Source organism: Kribbella sp. NPDC049174 (genome assembly GCF_043197365.1).
In the GTDB taxonomy this organism is placed as follows: Bacteria; Actinomycetota; Actinomycetes; order Propionibacteriales; family Kribbellaceae; genus Kribbella.
In genome coordinates this window covers 101,775-117,923 of the sequence record NZ_JBICSZ010000007.1, presented here as the reverse complement: position 1 = coordinate 117,923, position 16,149 = coordinate 101,775, and the positions used below count along the sequence as shown (strand labels likewise).

Below are 16,149 nucleotides of genomic sequence, written 5' to 3'. Positions count from 1 at the left end.
TCCCAAGGACAGGAGGCGACCCAGGATGGCCGTCGCCACGACGGAAGCCCCGGCGAAAGCCGCCAAGATCAAGCATGGCCCGGAGCGCCGGCCCGGACTGAGCCGCTGGCTCCCGTACCTGCTGCTGGCACCGGCGGTACTGCTGGAACTGCTCATCCACATCCTCCCGATGCTGGTCGGAATCTGGATGAGCTTCGTGAAACTGACCAAGTTCTACATCGCGAACTGGTCCGCCGCGCCCTGGGCCGGGCTCGGCAACTACAAGGTGGCACTCGACTTCGACAACGCCGTCGGCGAGGGACTGCTGAAGTCGTTCGGCGTCACCGTCGCCTTCTCGCTCATCACGGTCGGGCTCTCCTGGGCGCTCGGGATGGCCGCGGCCGTCGCGTTGCAGCCGCCGTTCCGCGGCCGGAGCTGGGTCCGGACCCTGTTCCTGGTGCCGTACGCGTTACCGGCGTACGCCGGGATCCTGACCTGGAACTTCATGCTGCAGCGCGACACCGGCATCGTGAACCACATCCTGGTCGACAACCTCGGGCTCGCCTCGGACCGGCCGTTCTGGCTGATCGGCGGGAACGCGCTGGTGTCGCTGATCACGGTCGCGACCTGGAAGCTGTGGACGTTCGCGTTCCTCACCCTGATGGCCGGGCTGCAGAGCATCCCCCGCGACATCTACGAGGCCGCGGCGGTGGACGGAGCCGGCAACCTGCGGCAGTGGCGCAACATCACGTTGCCGTCGCTGCGGCCGGTCAACCTGGTGCTCGTGCTGGTGTTGTTCCTGTGGACGTTCAGCGACTTCAACACGCCGTACGTGCTGTTCGGTACGGCGCAGCCGCCGGCGGGTGACCTGATCACCTTCCACATCTACAACGCGTCGTTCCTGACCTGGAACTTCGGCAGTGGTGCGGCGATGTCCGTGCTGTTGCTGATCTTCCTGATGATCGTCACCGGCATCTACCTGTTCGTCACCGGAAGGAGGTCGCGTCGTGCGTGAGACCAGGGGCTTCAAGATCTACCGGGGCGTCGTACTGGCCGTGCTCGGCCTGTTCGTGCTGATCCCGCTGTACGTGATGGTCACGTCGTCGCTGAAACCGCTGAAGGACGTCCAGGGCGCGTTCACCTGGTGGCCGTCGAACCTGACGCTGGCGCCGTTCTTCGACATGTGGAAGACGGTGCCGCTGGCCCGGTACTTCGTGAACAGCACGATCGTCTCGGTGGTCGCGACGGTGTTCTCGGTGGCGATCGCGATCCTGGCCGCGTTCGCGGTGTCGCGGTTCCGGTTCCGCGGCCGGACGGTGTTCACCACCACGGTGCTGTCGACGCAGATGTTCCCGGGTGTGCTGTTCCTGCTGCCGTTGTTCCTGATCTTCGTGAACATCAACAACTCGATCGGTGTGCAGCTGGTCGGGACCCGGCTGGGGTTGATCATCACCTACCTGACGTTCAGCCTGCCGTTCTCGATCTGGATGCTGGCCGGGTACTTCGACAGCATCCCGCGCGAGCTGGACGAGGCCGCGCTGGTGGACGGGTGCGGGCCGATGGGCGCGCTCGGCCGCGTGGTGCTGCCCGCGGCCCGGCCCGGTGTCATTGCGGTCGCGATCTACTCGTTCATGACCGCGTGGGGTGAGGTGCTGTTCGCATCCGTGATGACGACGGAGGCGAACCGGACGTTGTCGGTGGGTTTGCGGCAGTACTCGACCCAGACCAACGTCTACTGGAACCAGATCATGGCCGCCGCCCTGGTCGTCAGCATCCCGGTTGTCATCGGCTTCCTCCTGGCCCAGCGGCACTTCGTCGCCGGCGTCACCGCGGGCGCCGTCAAGTAATCGCAGTACTACGCTCTGCCGATGGCCCCGGCTCTGTCCGGGGCCACCGGCATTTCTTGCACGTGCCGACCCCGTGACGGTCGGGGCGGATACGCGCAGACTCGGGAGTGAAGAGGGGGCCGTAACACCTTGGGAGGGGACATGTTCCGACGTTTGACGGTCATCGGCACAGCATTGATGACCGGGGCGAGTCTCGTCGCCCTGCCCGTCGTACCGGCAGGCGCACAAAGCACTTCGTGGCAGGTGATCGCGTCCGGCCTCGACAGCCCACGCGGCCTGGGATTCGCTCCGAACGGCACACTCTACGTCGCCGAAGCAGGTGTTGGCGGCGCCGGACCGTGCATCCCGCATCCGCTCGGGCAGATCTGCTACGGCGCTACGGGTGCGGTCACCGAGGTGAAACGAGGGCACCAGACGCGGGTTCTCACCGGACTCCCCTCCTTCGGCCTCCAGGGCACGGACGAGGTGTTCGGACCGTCCGACGTGGGACTGAACGGCACCGGCAACCTGTACGTGACGCTCGGTCTCGGCGACGACCCGGGCCTGCGGAGTCAACTGCCTCCGAACGGACAGCTCGCCGGGACATTGATTCGGGCGAAGGCGCCCAAGGGAACATTCAAGGTCGTAGCGGACATCGGCGCGTACGAGCTGTCCGCGAACCCGGACGGCGGACTGCCGGACACCAATCCGCAGGGCCTGCTGGTGACGAAGGGTGGTCAGGTCGTCGCGGATGCCGGTGGAAACTCTCTGCTCGGGGTGCGCTCGCACGGACGCATCTCCACGCTGGCCGTCTTCCCGACGCGGCTGGTGCCGAATCCGTTCGGCGGCCCGGACATCCCGATGCAGGCAGTGCCGACGACGGTGACCCGCGGCCCGGACGGCGCGCTCTACGTCGGTCAGCTCACCGGGTTCCCGTTCCCGGTCGGCGGCGCGAACGTCTACCGGATCGGGCCGGGCGGGCAGCCCCAGGTGGCGGCCGGTGGATTCACCAACATCATCGACATCGCCTTCGGTCCGGACAATGCACTCTACGTCCTGGAGATCGCCCACAACGGTCTGCTGTCGGGTGACCCCACGGGTGCACTGATCCGGGTCGGCGAGAACGGCGCGCGGACGGTCATCGCGAGCGAGGGCCTGACGATGCCGACCGGCCTGGCGATCAGGAACGGCAACGCATACGTCTCCAACTGCGGCGTCTGCGCCGACGTCGGCGAGGTCATCGCCATCCCGCTCCACTGACCGGGTCGATGCTGGGCCAAGGAAGCTCAGGCAAACAACTTCTCGCCCCAGTAGGAACCGGCGGCCACGCCGCCGGGGCAGGCGAAGATGCCGGAGCCGACGTGGACGATGTATTCGTTCAGTACGTCGGACCGCGCCAGCTGGTTCTGGACCGGGATGAACTGTTTGCGCGGATCCCGTTGGTAGGCAAGGAAGAACAGGCCCGCGTCCAGCCGGCCGAGACCGTCCGAACCGTCGACGAAGTTGTAGCCGCGCCGCAGCAGCTCGGCCCCCTTGTTGAAGGACGGGTGCGCCAGCCGGATATGCGCCTCGGTCGCGACCTTCAGCTCACCGTCGGAGTTCTTCGCCTCGAAGTCGATCGCGTCGAACTCGTCCGCCTTGCCCAGCGGCGCCCCGGTGCCCTTGCCCCGGCCGATGATGGCTTCCTGTTCGCCGAGCGACGTACGGTCCCAGATCTCGATGTTCATCCGGATCCGCCGCGACACCAGGTAGGAGCCGCCGACCATCCAGTCCGGGCCGTCGTCGGGCTGCACCCAGAGCTGCTGCTCGAGTTTGGCCGTGTCCTCGAGCTTCAGGTTGTTCGTGCCGTCCTTGAAACCGAACAGGTTCCGCGGTGTCGTCTGTGCCTTCGACGTGGACGACGTCCGCCCGAAACCCAGCTGGGAGTAGCGGACCGCGACCCGGCCGAAGCCGATCCGGGCCAGATTGCGGATCGCGTGGACGGCGACCTGCGGATCGTCCGAGCAGGCCTGTACGGCGATGTCGCCGCCGGACCGGTTCGGGTCCAGGTCGTCGGCGATGAAGTGCGGCAGATCCACCAGCGCCTGCGGCCGTTTCGCCGCCAGGCCGAACCGCTTGTCGAACAGGCTCGGCCCGAACCCGATGGTCAGCGTCAGCCGGGCCGGCGGCAGTCCGACCGCTTCACCGGTGTCCTCCGGCGGTGCTTCGCCCGGTCCGTTCATCGCGCCGTACTGGCCGATGTCGCGACCCGCCGTGAGGAGTGCCGCGGCCGCGGTCCACTCCTTCAGCAGCGAGATGAGCTCGGCGCGCTTCGTCGTGGTGACGTCGAACGCTGCGAAGTGCAGCCGGTCCTGGACCGGGGTGATGATCCCGGCCTGGTGCTGACCGTGGAACTCGACCGGGCCAGTGGTGTCCGCCGCCTGGGACTCCTCGCCCGCCAGCACCGAATGGGCGGCGTACCCGGCGACGCCGGTGGCCACGGCCGCGCCGGCGGCCCCGAACAGACCGCGGCGGGAGATGCCCTTACGTTCGCTCATTTCTTGGCGATCACTCCGGCGACCTTGCTGACCGGTTCGGCCAGTCCGTCCAAGACCTGGCCGAGCTGCTTCTTCTCGGCCTCGGTCACCACATAGGGCTTGAAGCCGTCGCCGACGCGGTACTTGTCCAGCGCGGCGAAGACTGCCTTGAAGTTCGTGTCCAGGGTGACGACAAGCGCGGCATCACGCTTCTGCAGGGCGGGGCGGAGCGCCTGGATGGCGGCCTGCGAGCCTTCCACGTTGGCCTCGAAGTCCCACAGGTCGGTGTGCGAGTAGCGGTCCTCCTCGCCGGTGATCTTGCCGGTGGCAACCTCGTCGAGCAGTTCCTTGGCGCCGTTGGCGAGCTGCAGCGGGTTCAGCTGCACCACCTTGGCCTTGGCCACCACCGTCTTCACATCGGTCAGCAGCAGGTCGGCGTACTTCTCCATGCCCTTGGTGGAGTTCGAGACCCAGAGCGCCTGCTCGATCCGGTGGTACCCGGTCCACTCGGTGCCCGGCTCGACATCGTTGACCCGGGCATCGATCTTCGGGTCCAGGTCGCCGAACGACTCCGCGACCGGCTCGATCCGCTCCCAGTACGTGCGCGACACCGGGAACAGCTCCTTGGCCTTGGCCACGTCGCCGGCCTTGACCGCGGCCACGAACTCGGTGGTCTTCTGCTCCAGCGCGACCGCCTGCGAGTTCACGTACCGCTGGTAGCTCTGGGTGGCCTCCTTGAGCAGGGTGTCCTCGTCGACCTGCGCGGGGGCGTCACCGGTGACGGTCAGGTCGCCGCGGATACCGTTGCCGACCATGCCGGGCTTGCAGACCGCCTGGTACTTGCCGGTCGGCAGCTCGACGATCAGGTCGCGCTTCAGACCGGGGCCGATGTTCTCGACCTCACCCATCACCCGGTCGCCGTCGGCGTACACGTAGAACTCGGTGACCTTGCTGCCGCCGTTGGTGACGGTGAAGGTACTGGTGCCGGACTTCACGTCACGCCGACTCAGGTCGCATTCCGAGTCGGTCGCCTTGACGGCCACCGGACCGGTGCCGTCATCGGTGGCGGCCGGTGTCTCGTCGGCACAGCCGGTGAGCGTGGCGAGCCCCAGTACTGCGCCGATGACGGTGGCCCGGCGGGCCGCTGACGTGAACATGGTTCTCCTGGACTGTGAGTGGTGGATCAGGCCGCTTTTTCAGCGGTCTTCGCAGGTACGGCGGGGGGCGTCTTGACGGGGCGGAAGTACAGCACCATCACCGGGACGAGGTACGCCAGCCAGGCGATCGCCTCGACGACGGTCGGGGACGGGTTGAAGTTGAAGATCCCCTTGAGCAGCACGCCGTACCAGCTGTCCGGCGGGATGACGTGGGAGATGTCGAAGGCGAGGTTCTGCAGGCCGGGCAGGATGTTCGCCTCCTGCAGGTCGTGGAAGCCGTAGGCGAAGATGCCGGCCGCGACCAGGATCAGCAGCGCGCCGGTCCACTTGAAGAAGACGGCCAGGTTGATCCGGACCGCACCGCGATAGATCGCGATCCCGAGCAGCACCGACGTGGCCAGGCCGAGCAGAACGCCGATGAACGGGGTCGCCGTGGTCGCGGTGGCGGCCGACGCGTACACGATGAACGCGGTCTCGATACCCTCCCGGAAGACCGCCAGGAAGGCCAGTACGACGACCGCCCGGGCACCGAGCTCGAGCGCCAGGCCCATCCGCTCGCGCAACTCCTTGGCGATACTGCGCGACGCCTTGCGCATCCAGAAGATCATCCAGGTGACGAAGCCGACCGCGAGGATCGACATGATCCCGCCGATGGTCTCCTGGGTGGTGAACGACCGGGCGGTCAGCGCGGTGATGAACTGCAGCAGGGCCCAGCCGGCCACCGCGGTGGCGACCGCGGCGCCGACTCCGATCCAGACCAGTTTGAGCCGATCCCGGTGCCCTGACTTGACCAGGAACGTCGCGAGGATGCTGACAACCAGCGATGCCTCGAGGCCTTCCCGGAGTCCGATCAGATAGTTCGCGAGCATGGCGGGACTCCAGCGTGCGGCGTTAGGTACGGCTAACCTTCCTGAGGTTAACCTAAGAACTCCCATTCGCCCACTGTGGCGTACGCCGCACTGTGGCCCGGCCCCTCACCGAGCCGGGACTCGATCAGTTGCAAGCTCCCCGCGGTCCAGGCCGGGCCGTCGTACGTGTCGAAGACCCGCACCCACCGGGTGGCGTCGATCGGCCGGCGCAGGCGCGCCAGCGTCATGTGCGGGGTGAACTTCCGGCCTTCCACGACCACGCCGGCGCGGTTCGCGGCCGCCTTCGTCGTCATCGACAGGTGCTTGAGCGACTCGGTGTCGTCGCGCACCCCGGCGTACAGCACCCGCGCATCGGGCACACCCGGGAACGCACCTGCTCCTCTGAGTTGCAACTCGAACGGCTTCTGCCGCTTGGCGGCCCGCTCCAGCCGCTCCGACAACTCGTCCGTCTTCCAGTCCGGCACCTCGCCCAGGAAGGCCAGCGTGATGTGCCAGTGCTCGTCCGAGGCCCATCGGATGTCGTCATCCGGATGCTCCCGCCGCGGCTCCACGAACTCGCTCAGATCCTCCACTACGTCAATCGGTGGCACTACGGCCACGAACAATCGCATCCCAAAATCCTATCGGTGCGCGAAACTGCTTTTGTGGATGAGCTGAAACTGCCGTCGCCGTGTGTGGTGATCCTGGTGGGGCCCGGTGCCTCGGGGAAGTCGACGTGGGCGGCGGAGCGGTTCGCTGCGGACCTGATCGTGTCGAGTGATCGGCTGCGGGCGCTGGTGGGGGCCGGGGAGGACGATCTGGCCGCCAGTGCGGATGCGTTCGCGTTGCTGGAAGAGGTGGTGCGGCAACGAATCGGGCGGCGGTTGACGACGGTGATCGACACTCTCGGCCTCGACCGGGAGCGACGGTTGCGCTGGCTGGAGTTGGCTCGGGTGGCCGGGATGCCTTGTGTCGCGGTCGGTTTCGACACCCCGGCCGCCGAGTGCCGGGCGCGCAATCGCTCGCGGGAGAAGCGGATCCCGGCCGATGTGCTGACGTCGCAGTTGCGATCGTGGGCCGCGGTGAAGAAGGAGTTGCCGACCGAGGGGTACGACGACGTGCTCGAGCCGGCCGTGGTTCGCGTCGTACCGTCAGCGTTCGTGGACGCGGGGGCGGCTGCAGTGCGTCAGGCGGAGGCTCCTGAGCGACTGCGGTTTGGGCTGCAGTTGAGCAGCTACACGCACAAGGCCGGGCGGGCGGAGACGGCTGCCTGGATCCGTGAGGTGGCTACGAAGACGGAGGCCGCGGGGTTCGACGCGATCTACGTGATGGACCACTTCCGGCAGATTCCGCAGGTCGGGCGGGCGTGGGACGACTTCCTGGAGAGCTGGACGACATTGGGGTACCTGGCCGCGTGTACGTCGCGAGTGCGGCTGGGGACTCTGGTGTCCGGGATCACCTATCGGAACGTCGCGCATCTGGGGAAGATCGCCGCGACTCTCGACGTACTGAGTGGTGGGCGCGCTGTCTGCGGTGTCGGGCTGGCGTGGTTCGAGGCGGAGCACAAGGCGTACGGGTGGACGTTCCCGCCGGTCGCGGAGCGGTACGCGTTGCTGGAGGACGCGTTGCAGCTGCTGCCGGTTTTGTGGGGGCCAGGCAACAAACCGTTCCACGGCGCGGTGCTCGACGTACCGGACACGACGTGTTACCCGCGACCGCTGCAGGACCGTTTGCCCTTGCTGGTCGGCGGAAGCGGACGCCGGACACTGCGGGTGGCGGCTCGGCATGCCGATGCCGTGAACGTGTTCGGTGATGTCGCGACAGTGCGCAAACACGCGGACTACCTTCGCGAGCTCACCGACCGCCCGATCGAACTCACGCATCTGTCCACCACCCTGGTGGGCAAGGATCATCGGGACGTGGACGAGTTGGTGTCCCGCTTGCGCCCGCGCAACCAGAACCCGGCCCGCTACGCCGCGTCCGTCAACGCCGGCACGATCGCCGACCAGATCGGCCGCTTCCGCGAACTGTCCGAGGCCGGTGTCGCCGAGGTGATGATCAGCCTGCCCGACCTCGACACGCTGGACAGCGTGGCCGAGGTGATCTCAGCTTTCCGCCTTTAGGTCCAGCTTGAGCAGGGCGTTCTCGATCAGCTCGGACATGGCCGGGTGGATCCAGTACTGGTCGCGGGCCATCGAGTGCGCGTCCAGGCCGAAGCTCATCGCCTGGATGACCGGCTGGATCACCGAGGACGCCTGCGGGCCGATGATGTGGCAGCCGATGATCTGGCCGGTCTCCGGGTCGGCCAGGATCTTGGCGAAGCCGGTGGTGTCCTCCATCGCCCAGCCGTAAGCGATGTCGGCGTACTGCTGACGCCCAACGACATAAGGGGCTCCGCGCTCCTTGGCCTCCTCCTCGGTGAGGCCGACGGCCGCGATCTGCGGTGAGCTGAACACGGCATGCGGGACGAAGCGGTGGTCGGACTTGATCCGGCCGGTGGGGTTGAGCAGGTTGTGCTTCACCACCCGCGCCTCGTGGTTCGCGACGTGCTTCAGCTGGTGTGGTGACGTGACGTCGCCCAGCGCGTAGATGCCGTCGACGGTGGTCTGCTGGTACTCGTCGACGACCACGCGGCCCTCGTCGTCGACCTCGACCCCGGTGGCGTCCAGGTTCATCGTGTCCGAGTTCGGCGTACGGCCGACGGCGACCAGGACCTCGTCGACCACGAGCTCGTCCACGCCCTTCGGGCTGAGCATCTCGAGCGCGATCGAGCCGTCGTCGCGCCGGGCCACCCTGACGGTGTCGTGCTCGAGGCGTACGTCGTACTTACCCTGGGCGATCTCGGTGAAGCGCTCGGCGATCTCGGCGTCCTCGTGCCGCATCAGCCGGTCCGACCGCGCGATCAGCGTGACCTCGACGCCGTACGACGAGAACACGTGCGCGAACTCGGCCGCGACGAACCCGCTGCCGATGATGCCGAGCCGGCGTGGCAGTTCGTCCAGCCGCATGATCGTGTTCGAGGTGTGGTAGCCGACCTCCTCGAGCCCGGGGATGAACGGCACGATCGGCCGGCTGCCGGTGGCGAGGACGAACTGGTCGCCGGTGAGCACACTCGTCGTCCCGTCCTTGCCGTCGACGGTCAGCTCCTTGGTGCCGGTGAACCGGCCCGTGCCGTCGTACACGGTCACGTTGGCGTTGTCTTCGTGGTGGTGCCGGTACTCCGAACCACTCGCGGCGATCGGGTCGATCCGGCCGAAGATCCGGTCCCGGACGGCCGGCCAGCGGACGCCGACCAGCTCCTCGTCGACGCCGTACCGGGAGCTGATCGACGGGGTCGCGGCCAGGTCGGCGGTGTGCACGAACATCTTGGTCGGGATGCAGCCCACGTTGAGGCAGGTGCCGCCGAACACACCGCGCTCGACGATCGCCACCTTCCGGTCCGCGAACCGCCGGTTCACGATCGTGTTCCCCGAGCCGGTCCCGATGATCACCACGTCGTAATGAGTCACACCCCATTGTGACCCTGACCGCAAGGAGCCTTACGCCACCCGGGGGCCGAGGTCCTTCGACGGGGTGGTCTCCGGCTCGACCGGGATGACCTCGGTGACGACCGCCTTCTCACCGAGGAGCTCCGTCTGCGGCAGGATCTCCAGGCGCGGTCGGGGCAGCAGCCGCGGGCGGATGGACAGGCCCTGGCGGCGGGAGAAGTAGAGGACCGAGGCCATCGTCCCGAGCAGGGTGAGGCCGCCACCGACGATCAGCGACCAGCGCGGGCCGAACTCCTGCCCGACCCAGCCGATCAGCGGCGAGCCGATCGGCGTACCGCCCATCAGGACCGTCATGTAGAGCGCCATCACCCGGCCGCGCATGGTCGGGTCGACACCCAGCTGCATGGTCGCGTTCGCCGTGGTCAGCATGGTCAGCGAGGCCAACCCGACCAGCGGGAGCACGAGCGCGTAGCTCAGGTACGTCGGCATCAGGCCGCTGATGATCGCCATCACGCCGAACGTCAGGGCCGCGCCGATCACCAGGCGACCGCGGATCCGGGCCCGGCGGGCCGCCAGCAGCGCACCGGCCAGGGAGCCGATCGCCAGGATCGAGCCGAGGATGCCGTACTCCCCCGCGCCCTTGTGGAAGGTCTGGGTCGCCATCAGCGCGGACGTCAGCTGGAAGTTCAGGCCGAAGGTGCCGGCGAAGAAGACCGTCACCAGGACCATCATCAGATCCGGCCGGCGCCACAGGTAGCGCATACCGTCGCGGATCATCCCCTTGTCCCGGGCCGCCGGCTTCGGCGTGTGCAGCTCACTGACCCGCATCAGCCGCAGCGACAGGATCACGGCGAAGTACGTGACCGCGTTGACCAGGATGACCGGGCCGGTGCCGACCCAGTGGATCAGCAGACCGGCCAGCGCGGGGCCGATCAGCCGGGCCGTGTTGAAGGACGCCGAGTTCAGCCCGACCGCGTTGGCCAGCTCGTCGCGGCCGACCATCTCGACCACAAAGGACTGCCGGGCCGGAGCGTCGAAGGCCGTGCCGACACCGAACAGCAGAGCCAGCAGGTACACATGCCAGGGCTCGACGAGGCCGGTGACGGTGAGTGTGCCGAGCACCAGCGCGACGGTGCTCATCGCGATCTGGGTGCAGGTCAGCACCCGGCGCTTCGGGAAGCGGTCGGCGACGAGCCCGGCGTACGGGCCCAACAGTAGAGCGGGTAAGAACTGCAGTCCGGTGACGATGCCGAGCGCCGTACCGGAATGGGTCAGCTCCAGGACCAGCCAGTCCTGGGCGACGCGCTGCATCCAGGTGCCGATGTTCGAGACGATCGCGCCGGAGGCGTAAAGACGGAAGTTGCGGACTTTGAACGCGCGGAAGGTCGGGCTCATGTAGCCGCCAGGCGTTCGAGAACAGGTGCTGCCTTGCGCAGGATGTCGCGCTCCTCGGGGGTCAGTTGCTTCAGTTTGGTCTGTAGCCACTCGTCGCGGCGCCGGCGGTTGGCCAGGATCAGCTCGTCCGCGGCGCCGGTCAGCTCGACCAGGATCTGGCGCTTGTCGGTCGGGTGGGGCCGGCGGGCGACCAGGCCCGCCTCCTCCATGTTCGACACGATCCGCGTCATCGACGGCGGCTTGACCTGCTCGTGCGCGGCCAGCTCGCCGATCGTCATCGCGTCGTGCTTGGACAGCGCGCCGAGCACGCTGAGCTGGTTGGCGGTGAGGTCGTGACCGGGCTCGCGCTGCCGCCGGAGCTGCCGGGACAGCCGGAGCGTGGACGACCGCAGGGCACTCGCCAGCCCGACGTCACTCTTCACCTGCTGGGCTACGACTTCGGGCATATCGTTACCTTAACTCATTACCTTTGCTAACGAAAACGCTTGACCAGCGGGTGGTATTCCCGGTCAGGCAGGTACGACGCGCCGGCGAACCGCTAGGGTTCGCGGACATGGGGACACCTGCTGAGCTGGAGCGGTACGAGCAGCGGTTCCGGCGGGCCGGGCTGCCACTGTTCATCGAGGACTTCTCGCCGACGCACGACATCTTCACCCGGGCCACCCCGCTGCTGGTGCTGGTGTTCCTGGCCGAGGTGCTCGGCGCCACCGACCTCGACTGGCCGGTCTGGCAGAACATCCTGGCCGCACTTGTCGCGCTGGCGGTCCTGATCGGCGGCTTCGGCCTGCTGAACGGATTCCGCGGCCGTCCGTTCTGGTCCCTGCCGACCCGCTTCGGCATCCCGGAACTGGCCGTCTTCGTGCTGCTCCCGGCGCTGCTGCCGGTGGTCACCCAGGGGCAGTTCCGGCAGTTCTTCGGCGTTGCCTTCGGCAACCTGGTGCTCCTCGGCGTGGTGTACGTCGTGATCGGCTACGGCCTGATCGCGACGACGTACTGGAGCCTGCGCCGGCTGGCCGGGGACCTGGCCGACTCGATCGCCAGCATGGTCAGAGCACTGCCGCTCCTGCTGGTCTTCTCACTGGTCCTGTTCATCAACACCGAGATGTGGCAGGTGTTCACCGGGATGCCGGTCGCGTTCATCCTGTTGTCGGTGGCCGCCTTCACCCTGCTCAGCACCCTGTTTCTGATGGTGCGGCTGCCGAAGGAACTCGACGCGATCGAGCAGGACGCCGACTCGGGCCCGCCGCTGCGCCGGCTCCAGCGACTGAACCTCAGCGTCAGCCTGGTGATCCGGCAGTGGGTGCAGACGTTCGTGGTGAGCAGCGGTGTCGGGCTGTTCTTCGTTGCCTTCGGCATGCTCGCGATCAATCGGCACATCTACGAGAGCTGGGGCATCGACGCCGGCGCCTGGTCGCACGACGTACAGCTGCTCGGTCACCCGATGGTGATCAGCGCCGGCCTGGTGAAGGTCGCCATCGGCATCGCGAACTTCACCGGCCTCTACTACTCGATCGCGCTGCTGACGGACTCGTCGTACCGCGAGGAATTCCTCGACACCATCAGCGCCGAGCTCCGCGACCTGTTCACCGCGCGGGCGGAGTACCTCCAGCTCCGCGCCCGGACCCAGGTGCCTACGTGAGCCAGTCCCCCAGCGGGCCGATCGCGAAGTAGATGACGAACAGGGCCGAGACGACCCACATCAGCGGGTGGATCTGGACGGCCTTGCCGCGGACCAGCTTGAGCAGGACGTAGGTGACGAAGCCGGCGCCGATACCGGCCGTGATCGAATACGTGAACGGCATCAGGATGATGGTCAGGAACGCCGGGAACGCGACCTCGAGGTCGTCGAAGTCGATCCCCTTCACCTGCGTCATCATCAGGAACCCGACCAGGATCAGCGCCGGCGTCGCGGCCTCGTAGGGCACCAGCGTGACCAGCGGCGCGATCACCATCGAGATCAGGAAGCAGATCCCGGTCACCACACTCGCCAGCCCGGTCCGGGCGCCCTCGCCGACACCCGACGCGGACTCGATGTACGACGTGTTGCTCGACACCGACGCGGCACCACCGGCGGCGGCCGCGACCGAGTCGACGACCAGGATCCGCTGCGCGTTCGGCGGGTTGCCGTCCTTGTCCAGCAGACCGGCCTCGGCACCGATCGCGGTCATCGTGCCCATCGTGTCGAAGAAGTCGGCCAGCATCAGCGTGAAGATCAGCAGCAGCGCGGCCACCACGCCGACCTTCTCGAACGACCCGAACAGGCTGAACTCGCCGATGGTGTCCAGGTTCGGTTTGCTGAACCAGTCGTCCGGCAACTTCGGCACGGTCAGGCCCCAGCCGTCGGGGTTGTCGGCGGTGCGCACGCCGACGGTGAAGATCGACTCGACGATGATCGCCAGCACCGTCGAGGCCAGGATGCCGATCAGGATGGCACCCTTCACCTTGCGTGCGTACAGCGTCACGATCAGGATCAGGCCGATCACGAACACCAGTACCGGCCAGCCGCGAAGGTTGCCCGCGACACCGAGTTCGACCGGCGGTGCGGTCGGTGACGCCGGACGCCGGACGAAGCCCGCGTCGACGAACCCGATGAACGCGATGAACAGGCCGATCCCGACGCTGATCGCCACCTTCAACTGCACCGGGACCGCCTCGAACACGGCTTTTCGGAACCCGGTCAGGACCAGGATCAAGATGATGATGCCCTCCAGCACCACCAGGCCCATCGCGTCGGCCCAGGTCATCTTGGTCGCGATCGAGAACGCCACGAACGCATTCAGGCCGAGCCCGGTCGCCAGCGCGAGCGGGAAGTTCGCCACCAGGCCCATCAAGATGGTGATCACCCCGGCGACCAGCGCGGTCGCGACGGCGATCTTCGCGATCGACACGGACGGATCGGTGCCGCCGCCGACGTACTGGCCGGCGCCGTCCTTGACGGTGCCGATGATCAGCGGGTTCAGCACCACGATGTAGGCCATCGTGAAGAACGTGACCAGACCGCCGCGGACCTCACGGCTGACGGTGGATCCACGCTGGCTGATCTTGAAGAACGAGTCCACGACGTTGGCTCGATCGCGGGCGGTGGCGGCTTGGGGCGAGCTCATGACCGAATGGTGCCAGTTCCCACCGGCTGGTTGCGAGCACTAACCGCAACCTCGTCGAAGTCGGGAGCTAAGGTGGAGCCGTGGCAGCCGAGAAGCCGACCAAGCGGAACGACCCGACCAGCCAGCTGGCCCGGGGCGAACTGGTGCACGCCGAGGTCAAGCCGCTGGACCTGTCCGGCATCCCCAGCGTCATCGCCGGGATCATCGCCTGGGCGGTCGCCTTCGTCGTCGTCCTGATCTTCCGCGACGAACTCAAGAAGGACGGCCTCGAGTGGTGGCTGTGGGTCACCGTGGCCGGCTTCGGCCTCGGCCTGATCGGCCTCGTCTACTGCCGCCGCCGCTGGGCCGCCATCCAGGCAGGCCACCGCAGCGCCATCGAAGACTGACCCTCGAACCCGGCCTTCGGCCAAAGGACACGGCCTTCGGCCGCGGCTGTTCTGTTCGGCCCGGACTCGCGTCCCGGGTCGCGGTGATTTGCGGGTAGGACTGCGGTGGTTGCCCCACGCACCAGCTACGCGCGCTCCTCCGTCGCGTGCTCGCCGCCGCTCCCACCCACCCGACTTGCGGGCTTATCGCCCGCGATGCGGCTGCGCGGGCTCCTTCGTCGCCTGCTTGGCGACCGCTACCGGCTCGCGGGAGTTCACCGACGCGACGATCGACGAGCTCTGGGTCGACGAGCTCGACCACGTGCCGTGGTAGCCGAGCCCCGACGTGTACTCAGGGTCGTGATCAACGGGCGGTTGGCCGGTCGAGTCCGCCGACGATCCACCTGGCGTGCTACCACCCAGGTGCAGAATTACTCCGTCTAGTTACTGCAAAAGTATCTCTCTGGGGTATTATTGCAGCATCGGAGAGGAGGAACGATGCCTGCTGTGCTCGATCTGGCGGATCTTTCAGCCGAACAGTGGGGGCTTCTGACGACCGCTCAGGCGCGCACCGTTGGCGTGTCCCCTCAGGCCCTTGCACGGCTGACCAATCAGGGCGCGCTTGAGCGCATGACACACGGTGTCTACCGGGTGACTGGGGCACCGCCTTCACCGCTCGACGATCTCCGTGCAGCGTGGCTTGCGCTCGACCCAGCGCGCCGGGCCGGAGAACGCCTTCGTGATCAAGCTCCCGTTGTGGTCTCCCACCGATCTGCCGCTGCGATCCACATGCTCGGGGATCTCGAAGCGGACGAGTACGAGTTCACCAGCAGTGAACGCAGGCAGACCCGACGGCTGGGCGTCCGGATCCACCGCGGCTGGCTCGCTCCGGAGGAGTGGACTGTGGTGGACGGTCTTCCGGTCACCACCGTGGTCCGCACCGTTAGCGACCTCGCGGCCGCTCATGTGGACGGCGGGCACCTCGCCCGCGTGGTGCGGGATGCACTCACGCGGCAGCAAGTCGACGATCAGCAACTCGCCACTGCACTTCGACAGCACGCACACCAATACGGTGCACGGATGGGTGATGGTGAAGCTCTCCTGGCACGCTTTCTCCAGGAGTCCGGCGTGTCCGTGCCGATCGGTCGCGCGGTCGAACTCGCCGGTGGGCGATCGCTCCGCACGGCCGTCGAAACGCCCAAGACATCCGGAGATATGCAGGGCCTCCATGACCAGCTCGCAGCCATCCAGAGTGCGATCGCGCCATTTGCGCAGATGAGTGAGCAGATCAGGAACCCGCCGGCCATAAAGGCTGTCGCCGACCTAGCGCGTCAGCTCCAATCCCCGGCCATACAACGGCTTGCGAAGCAGTACAGCGAGATCGCCGAGCTGTCACAACTCGCCCGTACGATCAGCGAGTCGATTGAGGCGCCCGACGTCGGCCCTGCAGCACAGGAGGACAGCGCGTGAG

At 67.3% G+C, this 16,149-nt stretch carries 16 protein-coding genes; 8 read left to right on the top strand and 8 right to left on the bottom strand.

What is annotated here, in order from left to right; translation table 11 throughout:
* Positions 1-25: 25 nt before the first annotated feature.
* The 3 genes from ACGFIF_RS30305 to ACGFIF_RS30295 all read left to right on the top strand — a co-directional run bounded on the left by ACGFIF_RS30305 (position 26) and on the right by ACGFIF_RS30295 (position 3,065).
* A complete protein-coding gene (locus ACGFIF_RS30305; protein WP_393159182.1) occupies positions 26-994 on the top strand; it encodes a carbohydrate ABC transporter permease in 969 nt (322 codons plus the stop codon).
* Positions 987-1,826 carry a carbohydrate ABC transporter permease gene (locus tag ACGFIF_RS30300; protein ID WP_393159181.1) on the top strand — a complete coding sequence of 280 codons (840 nt, stop codon included), beginning with the start codon at positions 987-989 and terminating at the stop codon, positions 1,824-1,826. Before ACGFIF_RS30305 ends, ACGFIF_RS30300 begins: the two co-directional genes overlap by 8 nt.
* Before the next feature lie 141 nt (positions 1,827-1,967).
* Positions 1,968-3,065 (top strand): ScyD/ScyE family protein, encoded by a 1,098-nt coding sequence (locus ACGFIF_RS30295; protein ID WP_393159180.1) that lies wholly within the window; start codon positions 1,968-1,970, stop codon positions 3,063-3,065.
* 26 nt (positions 3,066-3,091) lie between these two features.
* On the opposite strand, the gene efeB is transcribed toward ACGFIF_RS30295, so the two are convergent.
* The 4 genes from efeB to thpR are packed head-to-tail and all read right to left on the bottom strand — an operon-like array spanning position 3,092 to position 6,958.
* Positions 3,092-4,342 carry an iron uptake transporter deferrochelatase/peroxidase subunit gene (gene efeB, locus ACGFIF_RS30290; protein WP_393159179.1) on the bottom strand — a complete coding sequence of 417 codons (1,251 nt, stop codon included), beginning with the start codon at positions 4,340-4,342 and terminating at the stop codon, positions 3,092-3,094.
* Positions 4,339-5,478, bottom strand: a complete 1,140-nt coding sequence (efeO, locus tag ACGFIF_RS30285; protein WP_393159178.1) for an iron uptake system protein EfeO — start codon at positions 5,476-5,478, stop codon at positions 4,339-4,341. The genes efeB and efeO overlap by 4 nt, the downstream gene beginning before the upstream one ends.
* Positions 5,479-5,504: 26 nt before the next feature.
* Positions 5,505-6,347: an iron uptake transporter permease EfeU gene (efeU, locus tag ACGFIF_RS30280; RefSeq protein WP_393159177.1), complete on the bottom strand. Its 843-nt coding sequence runs from the start codon at positions 6,345-6,347 to the stop codon at positions 5,505-5,507.
* Positions 6,348-6,394: 47 nt separating this feature from the next.
* Positions 6,395-6,958, bottom strand: coding sequence for an RNA 2',3'-cyclic phosphodiesterase (thpR, locus tag ACGFIF_RS30275; RefSeq protein WP_393159176.1), 564 nt, complete (start codon positions 6,956-6,958; stop codon positions 6,395-6,397).
* Between the two features lie 33 nt (positions 6,959-6,991).
* Here thpR and ACGFIF_RS30270 point away from each other — a divergent pair, with 33 nt between their 5' ends.
* Complete coding sequence (locus ACGFIF_RS30270; RefSeq protein WP_393159174.1) at positions 6,992-8,449, top strand: LLM class flavin-dependent oxidoreductase; 1,458 nt, start codon at positions 6,992-6,994, stop codon at positions 8,447-8,449.
* On the opposite strand, the gene ACGFIF_RS30265 is transcribed toward ACGFIF_RS30270, so the two are convergent.
* The 3 genes from ACGFIF_RS30265 to ACGFIF_RS30255 are packed head-to-tail and all read right to left on the bottom strand — an operon-like array spanning position 8,432 to position 11,655.
* Positions 8,432-9,835 carry a mycothione reductase gene (locus ACGFIF_RS30265; RefSeq protein ID WP_393159173.1) on the bottom strand — a complete coding sequence of 468 codons (1,404 nt, stop codon included), beginning with the start codon at positions 9,833-9,835 and terminating at the stop codon, positions 8,432-8,434. The two genes, ACGFIF_RS30270 and ACGFIF_RS30265, sit on opposite strands and share 18 nt — an antisense overlap.
* A gap of 30 nt (positions 9,836-9,865) precedes the next feature.
* Positions 9,866-11,209 carry an MFS transporter gene (locus ACGFIF_RS30260; RefSeq protein WP_393159172.1) on the bottom strand — a complete coding sequence of 448 codons (1,344 nt, stop codon included), beginning with the start codon at positions 11,207-11,209 and terminating at the stop codon, positions 9,866-9,868.
* Positions 11,206-11,655 (bottom strand): MarR family winged helix-turn-helix transcriptional regulator, encoded by a 450-nt coding sequence (locus ACGFIF_RS30255; protein ID WP_393159171.1) that lies wholly within the window; start codon positions 11,653-11,655, stop codon positions 11,206-11,208. Before ACGFIF_RS30255 ends, ACGFIF_RS30260 begins: the two co-directional genes overlap by 4 nt.
* 107 nt (positions 11,656-11,762) lie before the next feature.
* Here ACGFIF_RS30255 and ACGFIF_RS30250 point away from each other — a divergent pair, with 107 nt between their 5' ends.
* Complete coding sequence (locus ACGFIF_RS30250; protein WP_393159170.1) at positions 11,763-12,848, top strand: hypothetical protein; 1,086 nt, start codon at positions 11,763-11,765, stop codon at positions 12,846-12,848.
* Here ACGFIF_RS30250 and ACGFIF_RS30245 read toward each other — a convergent pair.
* Complete coding sequence (locus ACGFIF_RS30245) at positions 12,841-14,313, bottom strand: NCS2 family permease (protein WP_393159168.1); 1,473 nt, start codon at positions 14,311-14,313, stop codon at positions 12,841-12,843. The genes ACGFIF_RS30250 and ACGFIF_RS30245 overlap by 8 nt on opposite strands.
* 80 nt (positions 14,314-14,393) lie before the next feature.
* Between ACGFIF_RS30245 and ACGFIF_RS30240 the strand changes: the two genes are divergently transcribed.
* The 3 genes from ACGFIF_RS30240 to ACGFIF_RS30230 all read left to right on the top strand — a co-directional run bounded on the left by ACGFIF_RS30240 (position 14,394) and on the right by ACGFIF_RS30230 (position 16,148).
* On the top strand, positions 14,394-14,699 hold the full coding sequence (locus ACGFIF_RS30240; protein ID WP_393159166.1) for a DUF2530 domain-containing protein: 306 nt from the start codon (positions 14,394-14,396) through the stop codon (positions 14,697-14,699).
* 175 nt (positions 14,700-14,874) lie between these two features.
* Positions 14,875-15,012, top strand: coding sequence for a hypothetical protein (locus tag ACGFIF_RS30235; protein WP_393159165.1), 138 nt, complete (start codon positions 14,875-14,877; stop codon positions 15,010-15,012).
* 164 nt (positions 15,013-15,176) lie between these two features.
* Complete coding sequence (locus ACGFIF_RS30230; protein WP_393159163.1) at positions 15,177-16,148, top strand: type IV toxin-antitoxin system AbiEi family antitoxin domain-containing protein; 972 nt, start codon at positions 15,177-15,179, stop codon at positions 16,146-16,148.
* Position 16,149: the final 1 nt, after the last annotated feature.